Source organism: Paraburkholderia sp. BR14374 (assembly GCF_040948685.1).
In the GTDB taxonomy this organism is placed as follows: domain Bacteria; phylum Pseudomonadota; class Gammaproteobacteria; order Burkholderiales; family Burkholderiaceae; genus Paraburkholderia; species Paraburkholderia youngii.
In genome coordinates, this window is sequence record NZ_JBFPKF010000001.1 from 529,777 (window position 1) to 545,189 (window position 15,413).

Sequence of the window (15,413 nt, forward strand, 5' to 3'; positions counted from 1 at the left end):
ATTCCAAAGGAGCTTCACACGTGAGCCATGCAATGACCCTTCCGAGTACTTTGAGCCCGTCGTCGGCTAAGGCCGCTCCGGCAGGTGCACTGGCGCTCTCGCATTCCTCGCTGCTGTCCGGTCAACTGGGCAACATCGACGCCTATATTCAGGCGGTCAACCGGATTCCGATGCTGACGCCGGCGGAAGAACGCCAGTTCGCCATTGAATTGCGCGAACATGACAATCTGGAGGCGGCGCGCCGCCTCGTGCTGTCGCACCTGCGACTCGTCGTGTCGATCGCGCGTAACTACCTCGGTTACGGGTTGCCGCACGCCGACCTGATCCAGGAAGGCAACATCGGCCTGATGAAAGCGGTCAAGCGCTTCGACCCCGAGCAAAACGTGCGCCTCGTGTCGTACGCGATGCACTGGATCAAGGCCGAGATCCACGAATACATCCTGCGCAACTGGCGCATGGTGAAGGTCGCCACCACGAAGGCGCAGCGCAAGCTGTTCTTCAACCTGCGCAGCCACAAGCAGGGCCTCGGCGCGTTCACGCCGGACGAGATCGAAGGTCTCGCGAAGGAACTGAACGTGAAGCGCGAAGAGGTCGCGGAGATGGAAACGCGTCTGTCGGGCGGCGATATCGCGCTCGAAGGTCAGGTCGAAGACGGTGAGGAGTCGTACGCGCCGATCGCCTATCTGGCCGACTCGCATAGCGAGCCGACCGCCGTGCTGGCTTCGCGTCAGCGCGACCGGCTGCAAAGCGACGGCATCGCAAGCGCGCTCGACGCGCTCGATCCGCGCAGCCGCCGCATCATCGAAGCGCGCTGGCTGAAGGTGGCCGACGACGGCTCGGGCGGCTCCACGTTGCACGAGCTGGCCGACGAGTTCGGCGTGTCGGCCGAACGTATCCGCCAGATCGAAGCCAGCGCGATGAAGAAGATGCGAGGCGCACTGACCGAATACGCGTAAAAGCGTCGAAGCCATGCGCGCGTCAATTGTGTCCCGCCCACGACGTGGGTAAAAGCGACACACGGTAACCGGTCGCGTACTATTTAACGATCATCGCGCTCAAGCCCCGCCCTCGCAAGACGGCGGGGCTTTTTCATTCCTTTCGTCCATTCGTGCGTCTCCCGGCCGCAGCGCATTCGCGTAGGCCTGTCCCCAAGCCGGCCTGCCGCGCCCGGTAAGCCTTTCTTGACGTATCGCGAGTCCGGTAGCAATACTGCACAGACGCGGCAAGTTTCGCGACGTGATGCCGCATGGCTAACCCTGAGCGCGCGAGGTTCTCCCTCCTACTGTCGGCATGCATTCGCCAGACAGCCTGACGGCAAGGGCGGTCTGGATCCGGCCGGACTCTCCGGCGTGAAGTCGTCTTTCGACCGATCATGACCCTAGCCCTCAATCGCAGCAGCACTGTCCGGTCGCGCTTGCGCGGCGGGTTCACCAGGTGGGTGCGCGGTCCAACCCTGGCGCGCGATATCGCCATCATCCTCGTCATCAAGTTCGCCCTGCTGATGACGCTCAAATTCGCATTCTTCAATCATCCGCAGGCGGAGCACATGATGCTGCCGCCTCAGCAGGTCGCGCAGGCGCTGCTGTCGGTGCCCGCCCCGCATCCGTCCGGAGGTGATCAACATGCCCGTTAGCGAAGTCGTAGAACTGTCGCGGTTCCAGTTCGCCATCACGGCGCTTTATCACTTTCTGTTCGTGCCGCTCACGCTCGGCCTCGCCTGGTTGCTCGTCATCATGGAGTCGGTCTACGTGATGACCGGCAAGCAGATCTACAAGGACATGACGCAGTTCTGGGGCAAGCTGTTCGGCATCAATTTCGCAATGGGCGTCGCGACTGGCCTCACGCTCGAATTTCAGTTCGGCACCAACTGGGCCTATTACTCCCATTACGTCGGCGACATTTTCGGTGTGCCGCTCGCCGTCGAAGGACTGATGGCGTTCTTCCTCGAATCGACGTTCGTCGGTCTGTTCTTCTTCGGCTGGAACAGATTGTCAAAAGTGCAGCATCTGATCGTCACGTTCTGTGTCGCGCTCGGATCGAACCTGTCGGCGCTGTGGATTCTGATCGCCAACGGTTGGATGAACAATCCGGTCGGCGCGACATTCAACTACCAGACGATGCGCATGGAGCTCGACAACATCGGCTCGGTGATCTTCAACCCGGTCGCACAGGTGAAGTTCGTGCACACGGTGTCGGCCGGTTACGTGACCGCGGCGATGTTCGTGCTCGGGGTGTCGTCGTGGTATCTGTTGAAGCGCCGCGACACCGAGTTCGCGCTGCGCTCGTTCGCGATCGCCGCCGGTTTCGGCCTCGCGTCGGCGCTGTGCGTAATCGTGCTCGGCGACGAATCCGGCTATCGCACCGGTGAAGTCCAGCAGGTCAAGCTCGCCGCAATCGAATCCGAATGGGAGACCGCGCCCGCGCCGGCGCCGTTCACGGTATTCGGTATTCCCAATCAAAAGGAGCAGCGCACCGACTACGCGATCCGCGTGCCGTACGCGCTCGGCATCATCGCGACCCGCTCGCTGAGCGAACCCGTGGTCGGCCTGCGCGACCTGATCGTCGAAAACGAGGGGCGTATCAAGAACGGCATGCTCGCCTACTCGGCGCTGCAGAAGTTGAAAGGCGGCGACTCGAGCGACGAAGCGCACGCCGCGTTCGACAAGTACAAGGACGATCTCGGCTACGGCCTGCTGCTCAAGCGGTTCGCGCCGAACGTCACCGATGCGACGCCAGACCAGATCGCGGCCGCGGCAAAAAGCACGATTCCGCCAGTGCTGCCGCTGTTCTTCTCGTTCCGCATGATGGTCGGCCTCGGCCTGCTGTTCCTCGCGACCTTCGTGCTCGCGTTCTGGTTCTGCGCGCAGCGCACGCTGCTGCTTGAAAAGCGTCGCTGGTTCCTGCGCTGGGCGGTCATCGCGATTCCGCTGCCGTGGCTCGCCGCCGAACTCGGCTGGATCGTCGCCGAAATGGGCCGCCAGCCGTGGAGCATCGCGGGCATTCTGCCGACCAACCTGGCCGCATCGACACTGACGCCGCGCGATCTGTATCTGAGCATCGGCGGCTTCGTGCTGTTCTACACGGGGCTGTTCGTCATCGAGATCATGCTGATGCTCAAGTACGCACGGCTCGGCCCTTCGTCGCTGCATACCGGCCGCTATCACCACGAGAACGATCAGCAGGTGACTCAGCCGCTGTCGAACACGGCCGCGTGACGCGCCGCCACACCGCTTCAGAGGAATAAGCCATATGGACTACGCAGCTCTCAGACTGATCTGGTGGGTATTGATAGGTGTACTGCTGATCGGCTTCGCACTCACCGACGGCTTCGACATGGGCGCGGCGATCCTGCTGCCGTTCATCGCCAGGACGGACTCCGAGCGCCGCATCGTCGTGAACACGGTCGGCGCGACGTGGGAAGGCAACCAGGTCTGGTTCGTGACCGCGGGCGGCGCGATGTTCGCGGCGTGGCCGCTCGCCTACGCGGCATCGTTCTCGGGCTTCTACTTCGCGATGCTGCTGGTGCTGTTCGCGCTGTTCTTCCGTCCGGTCGGGTTCGACTATCGCGGCAAGCGCGAGGATCCGCGCTGGCGCAACGCGTGGGACTGGGGTCTCTTCATCGGCGGCTTCGTACCGGCGCTGGTGTTCGGCATCGCGTTCGGCAATCTGCTGCAAGGCGTGCCGTTCTCGTTCGATACCGATCTGCGCGTCACCTATCACGGCAGTTTCTTCGGCCTGCTCAATCCGTTCGCGCTGCTGACGGGTCTCGTCGGCGTGTCGATGCTGGCCGCGCACGGCGCGGCGTTCGTCAAGTGGAAGACCGATGGCGAGGTTCACGAGCGCGCGTCGAAGGCGCTGCGGCTCTCGGCGCTATGCGCGGTGGTGCTGTTTCTCATCGCGGGCGCGCTCGTCGCGACGATGATCGGCGGCTATCAGATCGTCGACATGCCGCCGCTCGACGCGGTCTCCAATCCTTTGATGAAAACCGTGATCGGCGCGCCGGGTTTGTGGCTGAACAACTATGCGCTCTATCCGTGGATGGCGATCGCGCCGCTCGCGGGTCTGGTCGGCGGGGTGCTCGCGGTGCTGCTCGCACGCTCGCGCTTCGAGGCGACGGCGTTTCTGTCGACGTCGCTGATGGTCGTCGGCGTGATCCTGACCGCCGGCTTCTCGATGTTCCCGTTCATCATGCCTTCGTCACTCGACGGCCGCAGCAGCCTGACCATGTGGGATTCGACGTCGAGCCAGATGACGCTCGAAATCATGCTGTTCGCGGTGATCCTGTTCCTGCCGATCATCCTGCTCTATACCGGCTGGGTTTATCGCGTGATGCGCGGCAAGGTGACCGCCGCTGCGATCAAGGAAAACCATCATTCGATGTATTGAGCGGGACCATCAGCGGATGACTCGCCAGGCGGCACGCTTCGGTCGTAGACGCGAAAGCGGCACCTTGGGATGGGACAAGGTGCCGCTTGTTTTCTCTCAACAGTGCCCGACAGCCATCAGCCGATCAAGCCGGCACCGGCGCCGCGCCCGCGCCACCGCCTTGCGACGACAGCCGCTCGGCCAGCTTCTGCGCATAGCGCTGCGCGGCCTCGCCGACGACGATATGGAACGTGTCGGTCGACACCCACGCGGTATCGAGCGACGCGAGGCGCTGACGATCGATCGCCGCCGCATCGCGCACGACCACGCGCAGACGCGTCGCCGCGACCGCATCGAGCGAGACCACGTTGCCCGCGCCGCCGAACACGGCGAGCCAACGCAGCGGATCGGGGTCGAGCGGACCGCCTTGCGCATCGTCGGCGTGCCCGGCGTTTCGCGCGGCCGGCGCGGCAGCGATAGCCGGCGCCGACACGGCAGCACTCGCCACCTTCACTGCGTCGCCCTGACCCTGCGCGATCGCCGTACGCATCTCATCGGCGATGATGTCCGCTTCCGGTCCGATGATCACCTGCACGTTGTTCGCGCCGCGCTTGAGCACGCCACGCGCGCCGATCGACTTCAGTTCGCTTTCGGAGACCTTGTCCGCATCGACGACCGACAGGCGCAGACGCGTCGTGCATGCATCCACGACCGACAGGTTCGCTGCCCCACCGAGCGCCGCGATATAACGCTGCGCACGCGGCACCGCTGCACCGGCCGCCGGCGCGACGAAACCACCCTCCGCGAACGAGTCGACCTGCTCTTGCGCAGCGGCGGGCTCACGGCCCGGCGTCGCCATGTTGAACTTGCGGATGAAGAAGCGGAACAGACCGTAGTACACGACCGAGTACACGATGCCGAGCGGAATCGCCCACCAGCCCTTCGTCGACAGACCGAAGTTCAGCACGTAGTCGATGAAGCCCGCCGAGAAGGTGAAGCCGAGGTGAATGCCGAGCGCCGAGCAAATCGCAAGCGACAGCCCCGTCAGCAGCGCGTGGATCGCATACAGCACCGGCGCGAGAAACATGAAGCTGAACTCGATCGGCTCGGTCACGCCCGTCAGGAAGGACGTGAGCGCCATCGAGAACAGCAGGCCGCCGGCCACCGCGCGACGCTCCTTCGGCACCTCGTGGAACATCGCGAGACACGCGGCCGGCAGGCCGAACATCATCACTGGGAAGAAGCCGGTCATGAAAGTGCCCGCGGTCGGGTCGCCGGCGAAGAAGCGGTGCAGGTCGCCCGTGACCGCCGCGCCGCCGGCCGGCGTGAAGCTGCCGAACACGAACCACGTCAGCGAGTTAAGGATGTGATGCAGGCCCGTCACGAGCAGCAAGCGGTTCAGGACGCCGAACACGAAGGCGCCGAGCGCGCCGGCCGTCGTGAGCCAGTGGCCGGCCAGGTCGATCGCGCTCTGCACCGGCGCCCACACGTGGCCGAATATGATGCCTAGCACCACGCAGACCACGCCTGTCACGATCGGCACGAAGCGCTTGCCGCCGAAGAACGCCAGGTAGTCGGGCAGCTTGATGTCCTTGTAGCGGTTGTACAGCAGTCCCGCGACGATCCCCGCGATGATCCCCGACAGCACGCCCATGTTGAGCTTGTCGTTGATGTCTTTCATCACCGCGATCTGCACCAGATAGCCGATCGCGCCAGCCAGACCCGCGACGCCGTTATTGTCTTTGGCGAAGCCGACCGCCACACCGATCGCGAACAGTAGCGGCAGGTTGTCGAAGATCGCGCCGCCCGCATCGGCGATCATCTTGATGTTGAACACGTCGGGCTGGCCGAGCCGCAGCAGCAGGCCGGCGACCGGTAGCACCGCGATCGGCAGCATCAGCGCGCGTCCCAGGCGCTGTATCTTCAAAAACGGATTTGCATCCATCGGTATCTCCAATTTTGTCTCGTGGGGTAAGTCTTCGGTGAGTAGTGCAGCGATGCGGAGAATCGCGCCGCGCGTGAAGGCAGCCGTACTGCCGGACGCACGGCGTTGGAGTTCTCCATTTGATTAATCTTTCAATCGAGCGGCCACGTCGCGCGGCTTGCGGCTCGAACCGCCTGCGCCGAGTCGAGCGCGAGCGCCTCGCGAGCGCGCTGGCGGCACAACTGATAGTCGAGCGTGCGCACGCGTGCCTTGATGCCGGGCACCGAGACCGGATCGACCGATAGCTCGGTCACACCCAGGCCCACCAGCAGCGGCATCGCGAGCGGGTCGCCGGCGAGCGCGCCGCATACGCCGACCCATTTGCCATGCTTCGCGGCGCCTTCGACGGTCGCCGCGATCAGCCGCAGCACCGCCGGATGCAGGCCGTCCGCCTGCGCCGCGAGATCGGGCTGGCAGCGGTCCATCGCGAGCGTGTATTGGGTCAGGTCGTTGGTGCCGATCGACAGAAAATCGGCGTGCTGGGCGAGCTGATCGGCGAGCAATGCGGCCGACGGCACCTCGATCATCACACCCACTTCGACCGGCTCGGTGCTGCCCGCTTCGCGTGCCAGTTCGTCGATACGCTTGCGGATGCGGATCAGTTCGCCCGCATCGGTGACCATCGGCAGCAGGATGCGCACGGCGCCGATCGGACGCACCGCGAGCAGGCCACGCAGCTGGTCGTCGAGCAGATCGGGGCGCACCTGCGCGAGGCGCACGCCGCGCAGGCCGAGCGCGGGATTCGGCTCGGGCGGCAGCGTCAGATAGTCGACTTCCTTGTCCGCGCCGACGTCGAGCGTGCGGATGATCGCGCTGCGGCCGCGCAACGCATCGACGATCGCCTGATAGCTGTGGCGGTGCTCGTCCGCGCTCGGCGCGGCCGGGCGGTGGATGAACAGCAGCTCGGTGCGCAACAGGCCGACCGAGTCCGCGCCGTTGTCGACCGCGGCGTTCGCGTCGTCGAGTGTGGCGATGTTGGCGGCCACTTCGATCGCGCGGCCGTCGGCGGTCGCCGCTGCCTGTTGCGAGGTGCGGCGATTCGCTTCGCGCACGTCGGCGAGGCGGCTGCGTTCGCACCGGGCGCGTTCGACGTCGAGTTCGGTCGGCGCGAATTCGAGTCGGCCGGTGCTCGCGTTCACCACCACCTGCGTGCCATCGGGAATCGCATGCAACGCGTCGCCGACCGCGACCAGCGCCGGGATGCCCGCCTGACGCGCGAGAATCGCCGCGTGCGAGGTCGCGCCGCCTCGTGCCATCACGAGCGCGGTCACACGCGTGCGATCGAGCGACGACAGATCCGACGGCGTGAATTCGTCGGCCGCGAGCACCGCCTCGTCCGGCAGCGAGCGGGCGGCGCTGCTCGTGTAGCCGAGCGCGCGCTGCACACGCTTTTCGATGTCGCGCAGATCGGCGGCCCGCTCGGCGAGCAGTGCGTCTTCGACATTACTCAGGATGTCTATTTGCGCGCGGATCGCCTCGCGCCACGCAAAACCCGCGCTCTTGCCGAGGCTGATCAGATCGCGCGCGGCGTCGAGCAGCGTCGGATCTTCGAGCAGCACGCGATGCACCGCGAAGATTCCCGCCTCGCCGACCGCCCCGCGTTGCGACGCATCGCGCACGATCGTGTCGAGATCGGCGTCGACGGTCGCGATCGCCTTGTCGAGCAGACGACTCTCCGCCGCCGACGTGCCGCTCGCCTGCTCCGGCGGATCGACATCCGCGTCGTCCCAGCGCACCAGCTTGCCGAGCGCGACGCCCGGCGCCGCGCATACACCCGCGAGCGTATTCGGCGCGAGCGGCTCGCCCGCGGCGGGCGTGGCAACCACGCTCGCCGGTGCTGTCGCCGGCCGCGCGGGCTTGTGTTCTACCTCACCGTGCGCTTCGCGCGTCAGTTCAGCGGCGATCGCATCGACCGCCGCCTGCGCGTGCGGACCGACGCCGAGCAACTCGACGCTCGCGCCTTCGCCGGCACCGAGTCCCAGCAGACCCACGACGCTTTCGATCGGCGCCTTGCGCCCGTCGTAGCGCACCTCGACGCGCGCGTCGAAGCCGCGCGCCGCTTCGCGCGCTCGCGCCGCGGGCCGCGCATGCAGACCGCCCGCGTGCGTCAGCGTGATCTGCCGGCGCGCTTCGTCCATCACCTGCGCGGCGCACGCCTCGCGCGCCGCGTCATGGCTGACGCCTTCGCGCGCGCGCAGCACCAGCAGCGGCGTTGCGCCGGCCTTGACGTGACCGTCCGGGGCCCGCTCGATGATCTCGAACGCATCCGAATTCGCGATCGCGACCACCGACACGAGGCTCGGCGCGTTCAGCGCGACCTGATCCTGATCGAACTCGATCAGCACGTCACCGGCGCGCACCTTTGCGCCCTGCGCGACCATCGGCACAAAACCCTTGCCGTTCAGTCCGACCGTGTCGATACCGATATGCAGCAGAATCTGCGCGCCTTCGGCGCTCTCGAGCGTCACCGCGTGGCCGGTGCGCGCGAGATGCGTGACGACGCCGTCGCACGGCGCGACGAGCCGCCCCTCGAGCGGATCGACGCCGATGCCGTCGCCGAACATGCCGCCCGCAAAAACCGGGTCGGGCACCTTCGCGAGCGGCACCACCGGACCGGTCAGCGGTGCAAACAAAACAATGTGATCTTCGGAATGGCTCATCAGGTTGGACTTCTCGACACGTCGCATCGTCGTTCTCGTCAGTGAGTTTCGGTGACTTTGTTCAGATGGCGTGGCGCGTCGGGATTGCGCCCGCGCGCGGCGGCAAGATCCGCGGCCATCACGTAAAAGGACAGGATGGCGGCGATCGGATCGAGCGCCGCGTGTGCGGTGGCGACGAGCGGCAGCGAAGCTTGCGCGACGTCATCGGGTGCCGCGAGCAGCACGCGCGCGCCGCGCGCGCGCATGTCGTGCGCGAGTTGCAGCAGACCCGCCTGCTCCGGCCCGCGCGGTGCGAACACGAGCAGCGGATAGTCGCGGTCGATCAGCTCCATCGGACCATGACGCACTTCCGCGCTCGAAAACGCTTCGGCCTGGATGCCGGAAGTCTCCTTCAGCTTCAGCGCGGCTTCCTGCGCGATCGCGAGGCCAAGGCCGCGGCCGATCACGATCATCCGCTCGATGCCGCGCAACTCGTTGACGGCCATCGACCAGTCGAGCCGGCCCGCGCGTTCCAGCGCGTCGGGCAGCGTATTCAGTCCAGCGAGCAACTCGGCGTCGTTCTGCCAATGCGCGACCAGTTGCGCGGAGATCGACAGCATCGCGATGTAGCTCTTGGTCGCGGCAACGCTCAGCTCGGGACCGGCGACGAGCGGCAGATGCCACTCGCACGCGTCGGCGAGCGGTGAGCTCGGTGCGTTGACAGCGGCGACCGTCAGCGCGCCGGCTGCTCGCAACGCGTTCATCGTGCCGACGAGGTCGGGGCTCTTGCCCGATTGCGAAAACGCGAGCGCAAGCTGATCGCGCACCTGCAGCGGCGCCTGCTGCAGCGTCGCGACCGACATCGGCAGCGACGCGACCGGTACGCCCAGGCGGCTCATCGTCAGAGAGGCAAAGTAACTGGCGGCGTGGTCCGAGCTGCCGCGCGCGACGGTCAGCGCGACGTGGCGCGGCTGTTGCGCGAGCTTCGCGGCGAGCGCCGCGACGCGCGAGGAGTCCTTGAGCTGCTCGGCGACCGTTGCGGCGGACGCGAGCGCTTCTTTAAGCATATTCGACAATGGCCTCTCCTTCGACGTAGGTTGCGCTAAGCGCCAGCTCGCGGTCGAAGACGACCACGTCGGCCCACGCACCGCGCGCGATGCGGCCGCGGTCTTCTATGCCGAGATAGTCGGCGGCGTAGCGCGACAAACGGTGGGATACATCGGCGATCGGCAGGCCGATCGAGACAAGATTGCGCAGCGCCTGATCCATCGTCAGCGTGCTGCCCGCGAGCGTGCCGTCGGCCAAACGTACGCCGCCCAGACACTTGGTCACGTGCTGGCTGCCGAGGCGGTACTCGCCGTCGGGCATGCCGGTGGCCGACGTGCTGTCCGTCACCACGTACAGGCGCGGAATCGCGCGCAGCGCGGTGCGGATCGCACCCGGATGCACGTGCAGCAGGTCGGGGATGATTTCGGCGTATTCGGCGTGCGCGAGCGCCGCGCCGACGATGCCAGGGTTGCGGTGATGCAGCGGCGACATCGCGTTGAACAGATGCGTGAAGCCGCACGCGCCGTGCTTGAGCGCGGCGACCGCGTCGTCGTAGGTGCCGAGCGAATGGCCGAGCTGCACGCGCACGCCGCGCGCCGTCATCTCGGAGATGATCTCCATGTGGCCGGCGATCTCGGGCGCCAGCGTGACGACGCGGATCGGCGCGATCGACAGATACTTGAGCACCTCGTCCATCACCGCCGATACTGCCGCGTCGGGCTGCGCGCCGAGCTTGCCGGGGTTGATGTACGGCCCTTCCAGATGCACGCCGAGCACCCGCGCGCAGCCCGGCGTGCGCACCCGCGTGACGGTGCCGAGCCCGGCGACGACGTTCATCAGTTCGTCGCGCGGCGCGGTCATCGTCGTTGCGAGGAGGCTCGTGGTGCCGTAGCGCGCATGCGTGCGGGTGATCGTTTCGATCGCGTCGCCGGCTTCCATCACGTCGGCGCCGCCGCCGCCATGCACGTGCAGATCGATGAAGCCGGGCAGGATGTACGGCGCGTCGTTCGTCGACGGATCGACGCGCTCGCCTGACAGCGCCGTGATGCGGCCGTTTTCGTATTCGAGCGTGCCGTGGATCCACCCTTCGGTGGTGAGTATGTTTCCGGTCAGCATGGGTCTCTCTGGTGCGTGATACGTATGCGGCAAAAGTGCGTTCGCCGGACTTGCGGCCTGTGCGGCCCGCGCAGTTCAGGTGCGCAATTCAGCGACGAAGTCGTAGTAGTCGTCGCGGCAATAGGTGTCGGTCAGCTCGATCGCGCGCTGATCCGCGCTGTAGCCGATACGGGTAATGACCAGCAGTGCGGTGCGCGGTTCGATGTCCATCAGCGCGGCGATTTCGCTCGACGCGTTGACCGCGCGGAAGTGCTGCAACGCGCGTACGACAGCCGCGCCGCGTTGCTCGAGATAGCTGTACAGCGAGTCACCGATCACGAGCGGATCGGGCACGATCGCGACCGGCAGCGCCGAATGCTCGACCGCCATCACGATGCCGTCCGCGCGCCGCAGCCGCCGCAGGCTCGCGACGGCCGCCCCCGGGGACAGGCCGAGGTGCAGCAGCTCGTCGCGATTGGCAGCGCGCACATCGCGTTCGAGCCACACCGAATCCGGGCGGAACCCGCGCTGCTGCATCTTCTTCGTGAAGCCGGTGAGACGCGACAGCGGGTCTTCGACGCGCGGCGTGATGAAGCTGCCGGCGCCGCGCGAGCGTCGGATCAGTCCCTGCTCGACCAGCAGCTCGATCGCCTTGCGCGCGGTGATGCGCGATACGCCGATCGCGTCGGACAGCGTGCGCTCGGAGGGCAGAGCCTCGCCGGCCGACCAGACGCCGCAATGGATCGCCGTCGCCAGGTTGCGCGCGAGCTGCAGGTAGAGCGGCGTGACGTTGCGCACGTCAGGCATCAATGCGGACCAGCGAGTTTCCATGGGACTCCAGGGACGCCGCGAGCAGCACGGCCTCGAAAAATGAGAGCCCATTATATAACCAACATAATACCAGTCAACGGACTGGTTCCATGTTGATGAGGACGGCGGAAAGCCTTACCAGGTAAGGTTAAGATGCGAATTTGAGGGCTGTTGCGAGAGGGATTCGCGGACCAGGACTTTCCCGCATCTGACCAATTGACGATACCAGCGAGCTGCGACCGGGCTTTAGTGGTATCAAAACACCCTCGACGATCAATACCTGTTTAATACCAATTGGCGCCAGGCTGCGATGGACTGGCTTTGTAAATAAGGGTCGTGCCGATATAGTGCGCTGTACCGACCACAAAAAGTTTCGGGGGAGCCGTCCTTGACTGATTCCGAGGCGCTGCGGCGCGCTCAGGCCGTCCGCCATTTCAATCGCTTCTATACCCGGTGCATCGGCGCCCTGCACGAACATCTGGCGCGAAGCGAGTTCTCGCTGACGGAAGTGCGCGTGCTGCACGAGCTATCGCGTGCCCGTGCGCAGACCGCATCGGTGCTCGGGCGCGCGCTCGGCCTCGATAGTGGCTATCTGAGCCGCTTGCTGACCAGTTTCGAGCGACGCAACCTGATCTCGCGCCGCCCGTCCGACACCGACGCGCGCCAGTCGCTGATCGCGCTCACCGAGCACGGCCACGCCACCTACGCACCGCTCGAGGCCGCCGCCATCCACGAAGCGCTCGGCCTGCTCGACAAACTCAGTGGGCTATCGCAGGAGCAATTGATCGCCGCGATGAAGCTGATCGAGCGGCTGCTCGGCGACAAGCCGAAGCATGAGCTCGTGATGCTGCGTCAGCCGCGCGCCGGCGAATGCGGCTGGCTCGTGCATCGGCAGGCGCAGTGGTTCGCCGCGCAATACGGTTGGGATCACACGTTCGAGGGCTTGCTCGCGCGCGTCGTCGCCGAGTACGCGCAGCGCAACGACCCAGTGCGCGAGAAGTGCTGGATCGCCGAACAGGAAGGTCTGGTGGTCGGCTCGGTTTGCCTCGTGGGGGTCTCGACGACGGTCGCGGGCATACGCCTGCTGTGGGTCGAACCGGACGTGCGGCGGCTCGGCATCGGCACGCAGCTGATCAGCGAATGCGTGCGCTTCGCGCGGCGCGCGGGCTACACGAAGCTGACGCTGACCACCGCGAGCGCATTGGCGGAGCCGCGGCGGCTTTGCGAGCGCGCTGGGTTCAAGCTGGCCGACAGCGCGACGCAGCGCCGCTTCGGCCACGATCTGATGATCGAAAGATGGGAGCTGGAGCTATAAAAAAAGCACGCGCCTGTGCGGCGCGTGCTTTTTGCGATGCCATGCGGCTGCGCGTGCGATCCCGCTAAACGCGTCGCTTAGAACGACGGCACCATCGAACCCTTGAACTGCGTCTTGATGAACTGGCGCACGTCTTCCGACTGATACGCGGCGACCAGCTTCTTCACCCACGGCTGATCCTTGTCCTTCGTGCGCACGGCGATCAGGTTCGCGTACGGGCTGTGGATGTCTTCGAGCGCGATCGCGTCCTTGGTCGGCTGCAGGCCGGCGGCCAGCGCGAAGTTCGTGTTGATGACGGCAGCATCGACGTCGGCGAGCGAACGCGGCAGTTGCGCAGCATCCAGCTCGACGAACTTGATCTTCTTCGGATTGTCGACGACGTCGAGCGGCGTCGCGTTGTTGCCGCCCTTGGCCGCGCCGTCCTTCAGCTTGATCAGGCCTTGCGCCTGCAGCAACAGCAGCGCGCGATTTTCGTTCGACGGATCGTTCGGCACCGCGACCTTCGCGCCTTGCGGCAGATCCTTCAGCGACTTCAGCTTCTTCGAGTACGCGCCGAGCGGCGAAATGTACGTGAGGCCCGCGTTGACGAGCTTGTAGCCGCGCTGCTTGGTCTGGCTGTCGAGGTACGGCTGGTGCTGGAAGCTGTTGGCGTCGAGGTCGCCGGCATCGAGCGCGGCGTTCGGCTGGATGTAGTCGTTGAACTCGACGACCTTCACGTTCAAGCCTTCGCGCTTCGCAACCTTGGTGACGACTTCCCAGATCTGCGCGTCCGGGCCGCCGATCGTGCCGACCTTGATGACCTTGTCGTCGGCGTGCGCGCCGAAGCTGGCCAGGATCGCCGCACCGGCGACGACTGCGGTGAGGGCTTTGAGAATATTTCTGCGCTGCATGTGTTTCTCGCTGTTGCGGTTCGACTTTTTGAGTCGATGGCTCCGATGGGTGCCAGAGCCGGATGAAAATGGGCGGCGCTCCGGTTCCTGCTGGTGCGCCGTCGGCCAAGCCCTAAATTGTTTCATATGGGCGGCAAGTTTGGAAAATACCCTTAGCGCATATCGATATGCAGAGCGCGAGCGTGCTGACTAGCGCGACGCAAAACCGCAGCTAACCGATAATCCGGAGCCGTGGCCTCGCACGGCCCACTCAACCGCCACTGAGAACGACCATGTATGTGATCAACCTGATCTACACCGCTCCGCTCGATCGTATCGACGACGCGCTCGACGCGCATCGCGCGTTTCTCGCCAAGCAGTTCGACGCGGGCATCTTCGTCGCGGCCGGGCCGAAAGTGCCGCGCGACGGCGGCATCATCCTCGCGGTTCGTATCGAGCGCGACAGGCTGGATCGCATTCTCGCGAGCGATCCATTCGCCGTGCAACAGCTCGCGCGCTACGAGGTGACGGAGTTCAAGACAACGCGTATCGCGCCGGGGCTGAATCTGCCGACCCCGGTTTGAGCGCGAGTTGCGAAGAGGAGATCGATGCGAGGACGCGTAAGCGGCATCGCGACAAACGGCCGCCCGCGATACGCGTCAATCGAGCAAAAGCTTGAAGTCGTGCACCCACGGCGTCGCGCCCTGGCCATCGCGCGCGAACAGACGCAGCTTGCCGTCCGTGTCGAACACATAGCTCGCGGCCGTGTGGTCCATCGTGTAGCTGTCGGGCGTTTTGCCCGGCACCTTCGCGTAGTAGACGCGGAAGTCTTTCGCGAGCTTCGCCAGCTGCTCTTCGCTGGCAGGACGCAAGCCGACGAAGCTCGGATTGAACGCCGGCACGTATTGCGCGAGCAACTGCGGGGTGTCGCGCTCGGGGTCGAGTGTGACGAACAGCACCTGCACACGCTTCGCGTCTTCCGGGCCGAGTTGCTGCAATGCCTGTGACAGCTCGGCCATCGTCGTCGGGCAGACGTCCGGGCAATGCGTATAGCCGAAGAACAGCACGACGACCTTGCCTTTGTAGTCGGCAAGCGTGCGAATCTTGCCGGACGTGTCGGGCAACGAGAAATCGCTGGCGAATTGTGTATTGCCGGTGATGTCGAGATTCGTAAAAGCCGGCGGCTGCTTGCCGCAACCGGTCATCAGCAGTGTGCCGCCCAGCGCGGCGCCGAGCGCGCAAGCGATCACAGCGGCGCGCGCGACGCGCGCAAAGCGGTTGTTGAGCAT

Annotated in this window: 13 protein-coding genes; 6 read left to right on the plus strand and 7 right to left on the minus strand. The window is 65.6% G+C overall.

Going from position 1 to position 15,413, the window contains the following annotated elements; genetic code table 11:
• Window positions 1-20 precede the first annotated feature (20 nt).
• The 4 genes from rpoH (at window position 21) to cydB (ending at window position 4,386) form a co-directional block, all read left to right on the plus strand.
• Complete coding sequence (rpoH, locus tag AB3X86_RS02380) at window positions 21-956, plus strand: RNA polymerase sigma factor RpoH (RefSeq protein ID WP_176125074.1); 936 nt, start codon at window positions 21-23, stop codon at window positions 954-956.
• A 416-nt stretch (window positions 957-1,372) separates the two neighbouring features.
• On the plus strand, window positions 1,373-1,633 hold the full coding sequence (gene cydP, locus AB3X86_RS02385) for a cytochrome oxidase putative small subunit CydP (RefSeq protein ID WP_368594779.1): 261 nt from the start codon (window positions 1,373-1,375) through the stop codon (window positions 1,631-1,633).
• Complete coding sequence (locus AB3X86_RS02390; RefSeq protein WP_368594780.1) at window positions 1,623-3,215, plus strand: cytochrome ubiquinol oxidase subunit I; 1,593 nt, start codon at window positions 1,623-1,625, stop codon at window positions 3,213-3,215. The genes cydP and AB3X86_RS02390 overlap by 11 nt, the downstream gene beginning before the upstream one ends.
• A gap of 34 nt (window positions 3,216-3,249) precedes the next feature.
• Window positions 3,250-4,386 (plus strand): cytochrome d ubiquinol oxidase subunit II, encoded by a 1,137-nt coding sequence (cydB, locus tag AB3X86_RS02395; protein ID WP_368594781.1) that lies wholly within the window; start codon window positions 3,250-3,252, stop codon window positions 4,384-4,386.
• Between the two features lie 124 nt (window positions 4,387-4,510).
• Here the strand turns inward: cydB and nagE are convergent, their stop codons facing one another.
• The 5 genes from nagE to AB3X86_RS02420 form a co-directional block, all read right to left on the minus strand.
• Entirely contained in the window at window positions 4,511-6,310 is a 1,800-nt protein-coding gene (gene nagE / locus AB3X86_RS02400; RefSeq protein ID WP_368594782.1) for an N-acetylglucosamine-specific PTS transporter subunit IIBC, read from the minus strand.
• Window positions 6,311-6,441: 131 nt separating this feature from the next.
• Window positions 6,442-9,036 carry a phosphoenolpyruvate--protein phosphotransferase gene (gene ptsP, locus AB3X86_RS02405; protein ID WP_368594783.1) on the minus strand — a complete coding sequence of 865 codons (2,595 nt, stop codon included), beginning with the start codon at window positions 9,034-9,036 and terminating at the stop codon, window positions 6,442-6,444.
• Window positions 9,037-9,047: 11 nt separating this feature from the next.
• Entirely contained in the window at window positions 9,048-10,064 is a 1,017-nt protein-coding gene (locus tag AB3X86_RS02410; protein WP_368594784.1) for an SIS domain-containing protein, read from the minus strand.
• Window positions 10,048-11,151, minus strand: coding sequence for an N-acetylglucosamine-6-phosphate deacetylase (gene nagA / locus AB3X86_RS02415; RefSeq protein ID WP_368594785.1), 1,104 nt, complete (start codon window positions 11,149-11,151; stop codon window positions 10,048-10,050). The genes AB3X86_RS02410 and nagA overlap by 17 nt, the downstream gene beginning before the upstream one ends.
• A gap of 75 nt (window positions 11,152-11,226) precedes the next feature.
• The gene (locus AB3X86_RS02420) at window positions 11,227-11,961 is read right to left on the minus strand and encodes a GntR family transcriptional regulator (RefSeq protein WP_013088293.1); all 735 of its coding nucleotides are present in this window, start codon (window positions 11,959-11,961) and stop codon (window positions 11,227-11,229) included.
• Between the two features lie 367 nt (window positions 11,962-12,328).
• Here AB3X86_RS02420 and AB3X86_RS02425 point away from each other — a divergent pair, with 367 nt between their 5' ends.
• A complete protein-coding gene (locus tag AB3X86_RS02425) occupies window positions 12,329-13,255 on the plus strand; it encodes a GNAT family N-acetyltransferase (RefSeq protein WP_368594786.1) in 927 nt (308 codons plus the stop codon).
• Between the two features lie 77 nt (window positions 13,256-13,332).
• Here the strand turns inward: AB3X86_RS02425 and AB3X86_RS02430 are convergent, their stop codons facing one another.
• Window positions 13,333-14,145 (minus strand): MetQ/NlpA family ABC transporter substrate-binding protein, encoded by an 813-nt coding sequence (locus AB3X86_RS02430; protein ID WP_368594787.1) that lies wholly within the window; start codon window positions 14,143-14,145, stop codon window positions 13,333-13,335.
• Between the two features lie 272 nt (window positions 14,146-14,417).
• On the opposite strand from AB3X86_RS02430, the gene AB3X86_RS02435 reads away from it, so the two are divergent.
• The gene (locus AB3X86_RS02435) at window positions 14,418-14,708 is read left to right on the plus strand and encodes a YciI family protein (RefSeq protein ID WP_368594788.1); all 291 of its coding nucleotides are present in this window, start codon (window positions 14,418-14,420) and stop codon (window positions 14,706-14,708) included.
• 75 nt (window positions 14,709-14,783) lie between these two features.
• Here AB3X86_RS02435 and AB3X86_RS02440 read toward each other — a convergent pair whose 3' ends face one another.
• Window positions 14,784-15,413, minus strand: a complete 630-nt coding sequence (locus AB3X86_RS02440) for an SCO family protein (protein ID WP_013088289.1) — start codon at window positions 15,411-15,413, stop codon at window positions 14,784-14,786.

Coding starts and splice junctions, on each gene's coding strand:
- cydP (WP_368594779.1), top strand. CDS start 1,373: ATGACCCTAGCCCTCAATCGCAGCAGCACTGTCCGGTCGCGCTTGCGC.
- AB3X86_RS02390 (WP_368594780.1), top strand. CDS start 1,623: ATGCCCGTTAGCGAAGTCGTAGAACTGTCGCGGTTCCAGTTCGCCATC.
- cydB (WP_368594781.1), top strand. CDS start 3,250: ATGGACTACGCAGCTCTCAGACTGATCTGGTGGGTATTGATAGGTGTA.
- nagE (WP_368594782.1), bottom strand. CDS start 6,310: ATGGATGCAAATCCGTTTTTGAAGATACAGCGCCTGGGACGCGCGCTG.
- ptsP (WP_368594783.1), bottom strand. CDS start 9,036: ATGCGACGTGTCGAGAAGTCCAACCTGATGAGCCATTCCGAAGATCAC.
- nagA (WP_368594785.1), bottom strand. CDS start 11,151: ATGCTGACCGGAAACATACTCACCACCGAAGGGTGGATCCACGGCACG.
- AB3X86_RS02420 (WP_013088293.1), bottom strand. CDS start 11,961: ATGGAAACTCGCTGGTCCGCATTGATGCCTGACGTGCGCAACGTCACG.
- AB3X86_RS02430 (WP_368594787.1), bottom strand. CDS start 14,145: ATGCAGCGCAGAAATATTCTCAAAGCCCTCACCGCAGTCGTCGCCGGT.
- AB3X86_RS02435 (WP_368594788.1), top strand. CDS start 14,418: ATGTATGTGATCAACCTGATCTACACCGCTCCGCTCGATCGTATCGAC.
- AB3X86_RS02440 (WP_013088289.1), bottom strand. CDS start 15,413: ATGCTCAACAACCGCTTTGCGCGCGTCGCGCGCGCCGCTGTGATCGCT.